Here is a 12,687-nt window from a genome sequence, read left to right as displayed (position 1 = left end):
GTTTCTTTAAGTCTAGTCTTTATTGCCTTTATCTCGATATTGCTGCAATAGTTTTCGATTAAAATCGTCTTCTGATTTTTTAAGTAAAAGTATCTTCTTTGCAGGAAGTACTTTTTTCAGACTGCTCATGTATTTTTCACGAAGCTGATATATTTCTTTATCAGTACTTTCGATTTGAGATAATAACGTTGCCGCTTCTTTATCTGAAAGATTTTTAAGATTATCATCTTTTAATTGTCTCAGATAAGTCTTCATTTTCAAATACTTTAATTCATATTGCTTATCGTCATAAGCATTATAAATAGGCCAGAATTTTTCTGCTTCAGTTGAAGTTAATTCCAATTCTGTTGTTAAAAATGACACTTTAAAAGCTTTAATTTTTTCTCGCTTTTCATCAATTTTTCCGCTTTGGGCAAAAATTGAAAAACTTATCAGAAATAGCAGGAGTGGTAAAATGTTTTTTATTTTCATTGTTAAGCTAAGTTGTTGAGTTAAGTTTGATTTAATTTTGTTCTGAAATTAAGTGTTCTAAGTTCGGACTTGTAGCTAAAATGTCTTCTAGTGTTTCGTCTTCTAAAGTGACATCGTTGCCTAATTTTTCTATATCACTGTCGTCTAAGGTTTGAATTAAATCGTATTGGCTGATATTGGAGTGATAAGATAAATAAGTTTCTAAAGTAGCTTCGTCAAGTTCGTTTGAACTGGCTTTATAATTATTTACGATCGGTATTAATAATGCAAAACCAATTACTGCAGCGGCCGCTAGAGAGATTGTTTTGTTGTGTTTGTAAAAAGGAATTACTTTAACTTCTTTTTCGTCTAATTGCTGTAAAACCTTCTCTGAAAAATGATCAAAATAATTGTCTGGAGTTTTAAAACCAGATTTTATTTTGGGTTCGTTTTCTAATTTAAATGTTTTCATGATACTTATAAGATAGTTTTTGTTACAAAAGGTTTAATTTGATGTAACATATAATTCAATTTTTTTTACTGCGTGATGATAAGAAGCTTTTAAAGCTCCAACAGATGTTCCTAAGATTTCTGCGATTTCTTCATACTTCAATTCCTCAAAATATTTCATTTTGAAAACTAATTGCTGTTTTTCTGGAAGTGTTACAATTGCTTTTTGAAGTTTGATTTGAATTTCATCTCCATCAAAATAAAGATCTGCTTTTAAATTATCAATCGTTTTATTCTGCAGATCTTCAGATGAAATTCCGCTTAATTTTGCTTTTTGCGATAAAAAAGTCAAAGCTTCATTGGTAGCAATGCGATACATCCAGGAAAAAAGTTTACTTTCTCCTTTAAAGTTTTTAAGATTTTGAAAGACTTTTACAAAAGCGTTCTGTAAAACATCGTCGGCATCATCATGATTCAAAACAATGTTTCGAATATGAGAATACAAAGGTCTCTGATAATCGGACAAGAGTTTTTGAAACGCAGTATTTTGCGTTTCGGGACTTAATAATTCTTTTATAAATTCTTTCTCGTCTATCAAACTTTTTGTTTTGTAAACTTTCTTTAATAGAAGTTAGACAGAATTTAATGTAAAAGGTTTAATGCGCCTTTAAAATTATTTAAAATTCTGAGTCTTCTTCTTGTGCCGGTGTTTGTGTTGGGGCAAGGGCAGGAGCCGCTGGTTTACGCTTTACTGGCTCTGTGCGTGGTTGTTCTGTATGTGGCTCGCTTGTAGTTTCGCTAGTGCTTTCTGGGGTATAAGTCGGTTCAGTGGTAACAGGAACTACTTTTGGTTTTATTGGGAAATAAATTTCAGTCACCAATTTTGAAGAAGCTTTTACGTCCAATTTGCTCAACGTTAAGATTTCAAGATGAGACCAGCTCAAATTTGGAATAATTTTTTGGTTGTTAATGTAAGCCGTTGTTTTTGCAATTGCTTCGTTTCTATGAGAGTAATCTCCGTTAAGAGTTGTTTTTACAGCATCAAAACCATTTAATTTCCCTGCTAAAATATCACTTCCTGAACTAGTTGAAATTTCTTTATTAATAGGCAAACAAATTGAAATCTTTGCCAAACCTGTTTTAGTGTCGTACGTGTGATAAATAATGAATGGTTTTCCGCTTGCTGCTAAGCCATTTGTTTCACTAAAGTGAATAAGCTTCGGAATTACAATCCTAGCATTTTTGCTTACTTTGGCAATCTCACTAGTAAAAGTCTGTTTTATATAAGGTGTTTCTGTTTTCTTAACTACTCCGTCTACTGTAACGGCGTAAGTTTTCGTTTCGTAATCTAAATTTTTGTCAATATTAGCCAAACTTTTTTCGTAGATAGTTCCTATAACTCTGTCTGAACCTCCATGTAATGCGGTATAAATTTTAAACAGAAAGCTCATTGTTCCTTTTCCTTTCCAGGTAACTTTTGTTTTTCCGTTCAAAGTATCTTTTAAAGTCCAGTTTACATCAGCTTCAGTACCGTCAAATTGCATTTTTTGGTCAATGCTTTCGCCATCTTTTGTTTTAAGAATAATAGAATTTCCTTTTCCATCAGCACCATCCCAATAAAATGTCGCACCATTTCCGCTAGTTTTATTAGCGTATGTCATTTTTATAGAAGGATCTTCAACCGACCATGATTCAAAATCTTCGTAATTTCTAAAGTCGTTTAGGTAGTTATAAACCGTTGTACGAGGAGAATTGATGACTTTACTTCTTTCTACAGAAAAATCCCCTTTCTGAGTAGCAACAAAAACAGTAAGAGCAACAAAGCTTAAAAGTGCAAAAAGAAATAAATACTTTAGAATTTTCATGGTAGGCTGTTTGGTTTCGGTAAAGTTATAAATTTATCATGAGTCTTACTAATAACCCATAATGATTAGGTTTTATTTTATTGCGACCAGAATAATTTATCTTTTCAAAAAGATTTTAATTACGAACAAAAGGACAATGAAAAGAAGAAAGGCAAGGAGTACTTTGTAATTTCCTTTATAAAAGACTTTGTGTAATTTTAAATCTTTTCGATAAGCAAATATCATAATGATTACAAAAACGATAAAAAAACATATTCCAAATTGTATTTGACCTTGACTAAACATAGTTATAAAATTTTTTGGCAAATTTAAAGATTTGTAAACGATTTGCTGCTAAATTGCCTTTTCATTTCCTTCAATAAATTTCAGATTTATAAGAAAGTGACTTAAATTAGCAAAAAAAAGAAAACGACTATATGAAAAAACAACTTGACGCCGTAACTGAATTTCACACTGCTTTTAAAATTGGCCACAGCGCAACTCCAATTGCCGATGTAGGAGCAGAGAAAAAACTACTTCGTTATAATTTAATGAAGGAAGAGAATGAAGAGTATTACGAGGCGGTTCAAAATAATGATTTGGTTGAAATTGCAGATGCACTTGGAGATATGATGTATATTTTGTGCGGAACAATTATCGAGCACGGACTTCAAGATAAAATTGAAGCCGTTTTTGATGAAATCCAACGTAGTAATATGAGTAAATTAGGTGAAGATGGAAAACCAATTTATCGCGAAGACGGAAAAGTGATGAAAGGCCCAAATTATTTTAAACCTGATTTTTCGAAATTGTTGTAAAGAGGATTAAACGCAAAGAACGCTAAGTTTTTTTTCAGCAGTTCTTATGCAAATGCAAAGTTCGCAAAGTTTTACGTTATTTGAGTTTAGTCTTATCTCTAAGACAAAATTTAAAAATAAAGAAAAATAAAAAACCCGATAAAACTAAATTTATCGGGTTTCTTATTTATATGGTTTTGGGATTATTGAACTTTAACTGTCCATCCAAAAGTATCTTCAGAAAGTTTGTTTTGAAGACTAGTTAATTTTTCTTTTAATAAAGAAGCATAAGAATCCTCAATTGGAGCCATTTCATAATACTCATCTTTATAAGAGAATCCTTTGATAACGCTAATAACTGCAGCAGTTCCTGCTCCGAAGATTTCTTTTAGAGATCCGTTTTTAGCCGCTTCAACCAATTCTGAAACAATTACTGGACGAACGTCAACTTTTAGACCTTCTTTTTCAGCCATTGCGATCAAACTTTTTCTGGTAACACCATCTAAAATTCTTTCGCTTGTTGGAGCTGTTAATAAAGTATCGTTGATTCTGAAGAAAACGTTCATTGTTCCCGCTTCTTCTAATTTTGTGTGTGTTGCATCATCAGTCCAAATAACTTGTTGGAAGCCGTCTTTGTTTGCCAAGTTAGTTGGGTAAAATTGAGCAGCGTAGTTTCCGGCAGCTTTTGCAGCACCAATACCACCATTTGCAGCTCTACTGAAATGTTCAGCAATGATCACTTTTACTTCACCTCCATAATATGCTTTTGCAGGAGAAAGTAAAATCATAAATTTATATTCGTCAGAAGGATTTGCGATAACTCCAGGACCTGTAGCAATCATAAACGGACGAATGTACATACTAGCTCCGTTTCCTCTTTGAATCCAGTCTTTGTCTAATTTCAATAATTCATTTAAACCATCCATAAAAATAGCTTCAGGAACTTCTGGCATTGCCATTCTTACAGCAGATTTATTAAAACGGTTAAAGTTTTCATCTGGTCTAAACAACCAAACATCATTATTGTCATCTTTATAAGCTTTCATTCCTTCGAAAATTGCTTGTCCATAATGGAAGACTTTTGAAGATGGATCCATTAAAATTGGCGCATAAGGCTTAATGACAGGATTTTGCCATTGTCCGTCTTTAAAATCGCATTCGAATAAATGGTCTGTAAATACAGCACCAAAACTTAAGTTGTCAAAATCTACTTCGTTTATTTTTGTAGAAGTAGCTTTAATGATTTCAATTTTGCTTGTTTGAGTTGTACTCATAGTTATGTAAGTTTTTTGTGAGATATTCTTCACTGTCAGAAATCTAAAGTGATGATATCATGTAAAATAGAATTTATTGAATGCAAAATTACGTAAAAATCTGTAAAATACTTGGCGAAAATTCATTATTTGCTGGTTTTGACTGAGATTTATTTATCCTATAATAAACTCAAATATTTAATTGCTTTTTATAAAGATTTTATGAAAAAAGTATGGTTTTTTAAGGCTTTACGCATTAGTTTTGATTAAATTTGATTATTAAAATGGCTTGAAAACCAATAAAAAGCTAGTATAAAATTCTGAAAAAAGTGAAAAGAGAAATAATTAAAACGCTAGATGGCTCAACTACAATTCGTTTACCAGAGTGGGATGAGTGCTATCATTCTAAACATGGTGCAATTCAGGAAGCGAAGCACGTTTTTATTAAAAACGGTCTTTCGTTATTTGAAAATCCGATAAGTATATTGGAAATAGGTTTTGGGACGGGTTTGAATGCTTTTATAACTTTTTTAGAATCTGTTAGAAAGAAGCAGGCTATCGATTATGTTGGGGTTGAAGCTTATCCGGTAGATGCAGATGAGATTTTGGAAATGAATTATGCGGAAGAATTAGAAGCATCGGAATTTTATAACATTTTTGAAAAAATGCATAAATCGGAATGGAACGAAAAAATAGAAATTTGCGATCAGTTCTCGTTAACCAAAAGAAAACAATTTTTTCACGAAATAAACGATTTTGAAATTTTTGATTTGATTTATTTTGACGCCTTTGGTTATCGAGTGCAACCAGAACTTTGGAGTACTGAAATTTTTCAGAAAATGTACAACAGTTTAAAGCCAAACGGCGTTCTTGTAACTTACGCAGCCAGAGGAGTTGTTAAAAGAAGCATGATTGAAGTTGGATTTACTGTAGAAAAATTGGCAGGGCCTCCAGGGAAAAGAGAAATGTTTAGAGCCTTTAAAAACGTTTAAATGAGTTATTTAGAATAATTCTACATTGATTTATGTGTTTTAAGAAAACGTATTCGTTGCTAAAGTTTTTAAAAAAATAAGTTAAAAGTAGAAATTATGTTAGTTATTTGTTTAAATTTGGCTCGAGTTTAAAAAAATAGATAACCCCCGAAAATCTTATTTTATTATGTCAAAAATGATGTTTGATTACACGAAATCAATACTTGAAAGAGTTAGTTTCGATCCGATACTTTTCTGCAAAGAGTTAGAAAAAGCTATCAAAACACTGTTACCTTACGAAATGGAACAATTGCAAGAGTGGTTACTTAATTTCGTTGTTGGAAAACCAGAATTAAAACAAAGTCTACAACTAATTAAAGTATAAAAGAAAGGAGCCAAATTGGCTCCTTTTTTATTACGCTTTCTTTTGTAATGGACTAATGATTTGAACATTCTGAAAAACTATTGCGCCTTTTACAACGCCAGCAATTGTAGATCGTAATGCGTCAATGATTTGCATTTTTAATTCGCTCTTTGGGTAGATCAAACTTACCTCTCGAGCAGGTTTTGGCTCTTTAAAATTACGGAGCTTCAGTTTGTCGGATTCTTTTAAGTCTAATGTGTGCAAGTACGGAAGTAACGTTGTGCCAAGGCCTTCGTCTGCCAATTTAATTAAGGTTTCAAAACTACCGCTTTGAATCTGGAAATTGTTTTGGTCGGCGTCTGAGACATTTTTGCATAAATTTAAAATACCATCTCTAAAGCAATGTCCGTCTTGCAATAAAAGAATTTCATTCAGATTTAAGTCGGCAACTTCAATTTCTTCTTTCTGGAAACTTGCGTGGTGTTCTGGTATATAGGCGACGAATGGCTCAAAATACAAAACAATTTCTTTGATTTTTTCGTCTTCTAACGGAGTTGCGGCAATTGCAGCATCCAAATGTCCATTTTTTAGCTTTAGAATAATTTCTTCTGTATTCAACTCTTCGATTAAGAGTTTTACTTTCGGATATTTTTTAATGAAGTTATTCAAAAACATTGGCAGAAGCGTAGGCATAATCGTTGGAATAATACCTAAACGAAATTCTCCGCCAATAAAACCTTTCTGTTGTTCTACAATATCTTTTATGCGATCAGCCTCGTTTACGATATTTTTAGCTTGATTTACAATTTTCTGTCCTATATCAGTAAGCTGAATTGGTTTTTTACTTCTATCAAAAATTAAAATATTAAGTTCTTCTTCGATTTTTTGTATTTGCATACTTAAAGTTGGCTGTGTAACGAAGCATTTTTCAGCAGCAAGAGTGAAATTTTTATGCTCAGCCACCGCTAACACATATTGCAATTGAGTTATAGTCATGTTGATAGTAATTTGTGATGCAAAAATAAGAAAATATAATTTTTATTTATGTTTATTTTGGTAAAGTTACTCTAAATTTGTAGTAAATTAGTGTAAAAAAATAGATTATGAAGACGAATATTTTAGGATTACCAGTAAAAGAATCAGAATTATTAGTAAAGGAATTGAATGTGCTATTGTCAAACTTTCAAGTGTACTATCAAAATTTGAGAGGAATTCACTGGAACATTCGCGGAAAGCGTTTCTTTGATTTACATGTAAAATTCGAAGAATTGTATACCGATGCACAATTGAAAATAGATATGATTGCAGAAAGAGTTTTGACAATTGGAGGAACGCCTCTGCATACTTTTGAAGATTATATTAAAAATAATAAATTGACAGTTGGAAAGAATATTTCTAATGATGAAAAAGCGGTTCAGTTAATTGTTCATTCTTTATCAGATTTATTAAAAATCGAGAGAGAAATCTTGAACAAATCTGACGAAATTAATGATGAAGGAACCAATTCTATGATGAGTGACTTCATTGCTGAGCAGGAAAAAACAATTTGGATGATGAACGCTTGGTTAGAAGAAACTTTGTAAATAATTGTTTTTTAAATAATTAAAAGCAGAATGGAATGAAAATTGCATTCTGCTTTTTTGTTTATGTTAAATTTCTATAAAAATCTCTTTGATTTTATTTGTTTAACGCTATTTTTGCTTTGATGAAATATATAGCTCGCATATTATTATTCATATTTATTGCCTTCTTATCGACCCCGACAATTGTTCAGGCGATTAAGAAAGGAAATAATACGGCTATATCTTTTAGTATTGCTGAAGAAGAAGTGCACAAAGAACTTAAAAATGTAGTTCATCCTACTATTCTTGAGCATGAAGTTTTGATTCCGGTTTACATCGAGAAAAAAACGATTATTTCTGAAAACATTGTCAAACTAGACAACATCTCTCCGAGCATCTTTGCTCCACCACCTAACGTAGCATAATACTTCCGATTATTTCGAACTTTAGCCGCATTTCTATCGAGATGGGGTAAATCTTTAATGAATAATTTTTTTAGTATTATATTATGACAAAAAAAATCAATCTTTTTGCCAACCTTAAATCTGATTTTGCTTCAGGTTTAGTGGTTTTCTTGGTGGCTCTTCCGTTGTGTTTAGGTATTGCAATGGCTTCTGGAGCACCATTATTTTCTGGAATCATTGCTGGTGTTGTGGGTGGTATCGTTGTAGGATATTTGAGCCAGTCACATATTAGCGTATCAGGTCCAGCTGCTGGGTTAACGGCTATCATTTTAACCGCAATTACCGATTTAGGAGCTTTCAATGTATTTTTAATGTCTGTTTTTATTGCTGGATTAATTCAATTAGCATTAGGATTTTTAAAGGCTGGAAGTATATCGAACTATTTTCCGACAAACGTAATCGAGGGAATGTTAGCGGGTATCGGAATTATTATCATATTAAAACAAATACCACACGCTTTTGGTTATGATGCAGATTTTGAAGGAGATCAGGCTTTCATTCAAAATGATGGAAGTAATTCTTTTTCATTTTTATTCGATGTCTTAAATCATATTCATTTAGGAGCTGTAGTAATTTCAGCAGTTTCATTGGTAATTTTATTAGCTTGGGATAAAGTTCCTTTCTTAAAAAGAATAAAACTAGTTCCTGGAGCTTTGGTTGCTGTTATAGCAGGAGTAGTTTTAAACGAAATATTTGTATCTACAGGAAGCACTTTGGCAATTGCAAAAGAACATTTGGTTTCTTTGCCAGTTCCAAAATCTTTTGAAGACTTTAAATCAATTATAATTACCCCAGACTTCACTGCTATTACAAATCCGCAGGTTTGGGTGGTTGCTATTACGATTGCCATTGTCGCTTCTATTGAAACGCTTTTGTGTATTGAAGCTTCAGATAGAATGGATGTGCAAAAACGTTACACCAATACCAATGTAGAGCTTAGAGCTCAAGGTGTTGGTAATATGGTAAGTGCTCTTTTAGGAGGTTTGCCAATGACTTCTGTAGTAGTAAGATCTTCTGCAAATAACAATGCAGGAGCAAAATCTAAAATGTCTGCCATCATTCATGGTGTGCTTTTATTAATAAGTGTATTATCTATACCAGCAATTTTAAACAAAATTCCATTGGCAACATTGGCTACTGTTTTGATTTTGGTGGGATATAAATTAGCAAAACCAGCAACCTTTATGCATTTCTGGGAAAAGGGGAAATACCAGTTTGTACCTTTCATTGCAACTTTGGTCTTTGTTGTTGCGACAGATTTGCTAAAAGGTGTTGCGTTGGGAATTGTTATCAGTATCATTTTTGTTCTTAGAGGAAACCTGAAAAGAGCTTACGTTTTCAAGAAAGAAGAATATGAAGATGGGGATATCATTCATATTGATTTAGCGCAGGAAGTTTCGTTTTTAAATAAAGCGGCAATCAAACAAACATTGGCTGAAATTCCAGAAAATTCGAAAGTAATTATCAATGCACATGATACGGAGTATATTGCGCATGATGTTTTGGATTTAATTCGTGAATTTAAAGAAACTAGAGCTATCGATGAAAACATCAAAGTGAAGCTTAAAGGATTTAAAGAAGCATACGAATTAGAAAATACGCCAGAAAATAGTAACCATGTTACGATTGAGCATTATTATGATGTGGCAAAAAGAGAACTGGTTAAAAAAGAAGTTGTTAGAGGAGAATAATTAAAAATTGGTGTTTTTAAGGAAGATGAAATGTCAAATTTTAGGTAACTTTACATTTAAGTTCATTTTTTGAGACTATTATAACTTAGAAATTACCACACAAAAAAATAAAAAAATGAGAAAATTTTATGAGCAGTTATTAGAGAACAATAAAAAGTGGGTTGAAACTTCTTTAGCAAAAGATCCTAATTATTTTGCTGATTTGGCAAAAGGACAATCACCACCTTTATTATGGATTGGATGCTCTGACAGCCGTGTTCCTGCAAACGAAATTGTTGGTGCAAAACCAGGTGAGGTTTTCGTTCACCGAAACATTGCCAATATGGTTGTGCACTCTGATATGAACATGCTAAGTGTTCTGGATTATGCTGTAAACGTTTTGAAAGTAAAACATGTTATTGTATGTGGACATTACGGATGCGGAGGTGTAAAAGCGGCAATGGGACATCAGTCTGTTGGAATTATTGATAACTGGCTTCGTCATATTAAAGATGAATATCGTTTACATGATAAATACTTAAACTCTATTGAAGATGAAACAGAGCGTTTTAATGCTTTTGTTGAAATCAATACTAAAGAACAAGTTTACAACTTAGCGAAAACATCTATTGTACAGAATGCTTGGAAAAATGGCCAAGATTTAATGCTTCATGGATGGGTTTACGGACTAAATTCTGGTTTTGTAACTGACTTAGATGTAAATATTGCTTCAAATGATGAGCTAGACGAAGTTTACCAATTAGATCTTTAATAGATACAAATAGAAATCGCCCTCAAAAGGGGCGATTTTTTTTATTCGTTTTCGTCTAAATTTTCATTAAATGCAGACGGAAGCATTGTTGGGATAAATTTGATTAGAATTGGAAGAAGTAAACTTCCGCCAGGAAGTAAAAAGATGGTTAGCGACGGAATGGTTTTACAAATGTCCAAAAGCTGTTTTTTTACCTTTTTCTTTTCCTTCGCATCCAAATCTCTTGTTGTAGAATAGGCGAGTAGTACCATCAATTCCTTACTCTGTACAATCTCCTTAATCAATCTGTTTTTGTTTCGTATGATTAATTTGACTACACTGTGCGTCATTTGGTCATAAAAATGTTTAACAGGATTTGAATAATTAAAGTACGGAATTTTCTTTTTGTGAGTTGTAATAAAAGTATTGGTTGTATCCATGCTTTGCGTTACAAAATCATCAGGAACTCCCATTGTTGAACCTAAAGAATATAGGAAATACGATTCTTCATTTTCTACAACTCCATCACTCCACAAAGCCATTCCGGCCATATCGATTAAATAGTACTGTTCAAGTCTATTTTTAAAGTATTCTAGATTTAAAGTCTCCAAAGTCTCAACTGTAACTTTCGAAAACTTTGAATAACGTATAGAAGCTTCAAAAAGTTTAATTAAAAGATCGTCATGCTGAGATTTTACTGTTTTGGTTTTTAAAGCCAAACCAACAATTCCAAGAACGGTTTCTTCAATTCTTTTTAAATATTTTTCAGGAATTTCTCCATGCTCTAAATATTGTCTAAAGGCCAAAACATCAATAAACAATAAAGCATTTGTCACCAAATGCGAGAAGTTTTTACTGATGATGCTATCATTCGTTTGAACTCTTTGGTCAATAATGTTTTCCAGAGATAGAGAAGGAGTATCTTTTGGCAATAAAATTTTAAACAAATTAAATCCCTCTGGATTCATTTGCTTGTAAAACTTTAAAACTTCAGAAATAAAATGTATAGGTTCCGAATTTCTTTTCTCTAAACAAAAGACATGATAGAGTGTGTTAAGTAAGGCAACTTTTGAAATTTCGGTTTTAAACCAGCCCTTTATCGGAATTGGGACTTGTGAATCTATGGTAATAATATGTCCGTAAATAAACCCCGTTTCTCTCACTTTATAGTAAAACGAATCTACAGTTTCAAAAGGAATTGCTTCTGAAAACTTCTGTTCACTAAAAAACTTATCGATCCAGCCTGGTGCTGATGGGTTAATCATGGACTTAATTTTGCTGATGCAAAGCTATGTCTTTTTCTTGTTTTAGGATTCATTTTAAAATTAAATAACCGCTAGATTTTGTTAAAAATAGCGGTTATTCAAATTTTTCTTATTTAATGATTCCTGCACAAGCAACTCTTCCTCCTGCATTTCCAGTTGGCTGAGTGGTAAAATCATCTGTTCCTGCGTGTACGATTAAGCCTTTGCCTAGAACATCTTTATTACTGTCTCCACATCCAATACACCATTCGTCAGTAGTTAAAGTGATAGATCCGTTACCTTTTGCATCTGCGGTAAAGTTTCCGATATCACCTTTATGATATTCCCCAACTCCCCATTTTCCATGTTTTTTGAAAGTCGGATTCCAGTGTCCTCCAGCAGAACTTCCGTCAGCAGAACTACAATCTGCTTTTTCATGAATATGGATGGCGTGCACTCCAGGTTCTAATCCTGTTATTTTTGCTGTAAAAGTTACTTTACCATTTTTTTCAACAAAAGTAGCAGTTCCGGCAACTTTACTGTTGCTTTTTGGCTCTAATGCAACAGTTAGAGTTTTAGCATCATTTGATTTGTTATTTGTTTTACAGCCAATGATTAAGGCAGTAATTATAGCGAAAGAAACAATTAGTTTTTTCATATCTACGGGCATTTTTAATTAAAGATTAAGTAAATTTAACATAAAATAACGGAATTGATTGACTCTAAAAGTTAAAAAAAAGTCAAACTATACGTTATAATTTGATGTTGATTGAGTTAAAACCCAAAAATATTGTTTAAATTCGTGTAGGTTTTTAATGAATAATTTCTGAAAACCATTTATCTAATTCGCTCACATTTAATCCTTAA

General features: G+C 32.3%; 15 protein-coding genes. 7 read left to right on the top strand and 8 right to left on the bottom strand.

Annotated features, from left to right (window positions below; genetic code table 11):
- Positions 1-12 precede the first annotated feature (12 nt).
- The 4 genes from BSF41_RS07805 to BSF41_RS07790 form a co-directional block, all read right to left on the bottom strand.
- Positions 13-471, bottom strand: a complete 459-nt coding sequence (locus tag BSF41_RS07805) for a sensor of ECF-type sigma factor (protein WP_095928933.1) — start codon at positions 469-471, stop codon at positions 13-15.
- 31 nt (positions 472-502) lie between these two features.
- Positions 503-922 carry a hypothetical protein gene (locus BSF41_RS07800; protein WP_095928932.1) on the bottom strand — a complete coding sequence of 140 codons (420 nt, stop codon included), beginning with the start codon at positions 920-922 and terminating at the stop codon, positions 503-505.
- 33 nt (positions 923-955) lie between these two features.
- Positions 956-1,498 (bottom strand): RNA polymerase sigma factor, encoded by a 543-nt coding sequence (locus BSF41_RS07795; RefSeq protein WP_095928931.1) that lies wholly within the window; start codon positions 1,496-1,498, stop codon positions 956-958.
- A 79-nt stretch (positions 1,499-1,577) separates the two neighbouring features.
- The gene (locus BSF41_RS07790; protein ID WP_095928930.1) at positions 1,578-2,765 is read right to left on the bottom strand and encodes an SRPBCC family protein; all 1,188 of its coding nucleotides are present in this window, start codon (positions 2,763-2,765) and stop codon (positions 1,578-1,580) included.
- 416 nt (positions 2,766-3,181) lie between these two features.
- Between BSF41_RS07790 and BSF41_RS07780 the strand changes: the two genes are divergently transcribed.
- The gene (locus tag BSF41_RS07780) at positions 3,182-3,562 is read left to right on the top strand and encodes a nucleoside triphosphate pyrophosphohydrolase family protein (RefSeq protein WP_057116704.1); all 381 of its coding nucleotides are present in this window, start codon (positions 3,182-3,184) and stop codon (positions 3,560-3,562) included.
- A gap of 182 nt (positions 3,563-3,744) precedes the next feature.
- Here BSF41_RS07780 and BSF41_RS07775 read toward each other — a convergent pair whose 3' ends face one another.
- Complete coding sequence (locus BSF41_RS07775) at positions 3,745-4,815, bottom strand: branched-chain amino acid aminotransferase (protein WP_095928928.1); 1,071 nt, start codon at positions 4,813-4,815, stop codon at positions 3,745-3,747.
- Positions 4,816-5,123: 308 nt separating this feature from the next.
- Here BSF41_RS07775 and mnmD point away from each other — a divergent pair, with 308 nt between their 5' ends.
- Together mnmD and BSF41_RS23920 are read left to right on the top strand one after the other, a co-directional pair.
- The gene (mnmD, locus tag BSF41_RS07770; RefSeq protein WP_095928927.1) at positions 5,124-5,786 is read left to right on the top strand and encodes a tRNA (5-methylaminomethyl-2-thiouridine)(34)-methyltransferase MnmD; all 663 of its coding nucleotides are present in this window, start codon (positions 5,124-5,126) and stop codon (positions 5,784-5,786) included.
- Between the two features lie 166 nt (positions 5,787-5,952).
- Positions 5,953-6,150 carry a hypothetical protein gene (locus tag BSF41_RS23920; protein ID WP_095928926.1) on the top strand — a complete coding sequence of 66 codons (198 nt, stop codon included), beginning with the start codon at positions 5,953-5,955 and terminating at the stop codon, positions 6,148-6,150.
- A 30-nt stretch (positions 6,151-6,180) separates the two neighbouring features.
- Here the strand turns inward: BSF41_RS23920 and BSF41_RS07760 are convergent, their stop codons facing one another.
- A complete protein-coding gene (locus tag BSF41_RS07760) occupies positions 6,181-7,125 on the bottom strand; it encodes a LysR substrate-binding domain-containing protein (protein ID WP_095928925.1) in 945 nt (314 codons plus the stop codon).
- A 107-nt stretch (positions 7,126-7,232) separates the two neighbouring features.
- On the opposite strand from BSF41_RS07760, the gene BSF41_RS07755 reads away from it, so the two are divergent.
- From BSF41_RS07755 to can, 4 genes are all read left to right on the top strand, one after another.
- Positions 7,233-7,712, top strand: coding sequence for a Dps family protein (locus BSF41_RS07755; RefSeq protein WP_095928924.1), 480 nt, complete (start codon positions 7,233-7,235; stop codon positions 7,710-7,712).
- Between the two features lie 122 nt (positions 7,713-7,834).
- Positions 7,835-8,116 carry a hypothetical protein gene (locus BSF41_RS07750; RefSeq protein WP_253251777.1) on the top strand — a complete coding sequence of 94 codons (282 nt, stop codon included), beginning with the start codon at positions 7,835-7,837 and terminating at the stop codon, positions 8,114-8,116.
- Positions 8,117-8,199: 83 nt separating this feature from the next.
- Positions 8,200-9,846, top strand: coding sequence for a SulP family inorganic anion transporter (locus BSF41_RS07745; protein WP_095928922.1), 1,647 nt, complete (start codon positions 8,200-8,202; stop codon positions 9,844-9,846).
- A 115-nt stretch (positions 9,847-9,961) separates the two neighbouring features.
- Positions 9,962-10,597, top strand: coding sequence for a carbonate dehydratase (can, locus tag BSF41_RS07740; protein ID WP_095928921.1), 636 nt, complete (start codon positions 9,962-9,964; stop codon positions 10,595-10,597).
- 41 nt (positions 10,598-10,638) lie between these two features.
- Here the strand turns inward: can and BSF41_RS07735 are convergent, their stop codons facing one another.
- Entirely contained in the window at positions 10,639-11,841 is a 1,203-nt protein-coding gene (locus BSF41_RS07735) for an LETM1-related biofilm-associated protein (protein WP_095928920.1), read from the bottom strand.
- A gap of 109 nt (positions 11,842-11,950) precedes the next feature.
- Positions 11,951-12,478, bottom strand: coding sequence for a superoxide dismutase family protein (locus BSF41_RS07730; protein ID WP_095929096.1), 528 nt, complete (start codon positions 12,476-12,478; stop codon positions 11,951-11,953).
- Positions 12,479-12,687: the final 209 nt, after the last annotated feature.

This window comes from Flavobacterium sp. ACN2, from assembly GCF_002303885.1.
Lineage (GTDB): Bacteria > Bacteroidota > Bacteroidia > Flavobacteriales > Flavobacteriaceae > Flavobacterium.
Note: the sequence above shows the minus strand (reverse complement) of the source record. Positions and strands in the feature narration are given on the sequence as shown.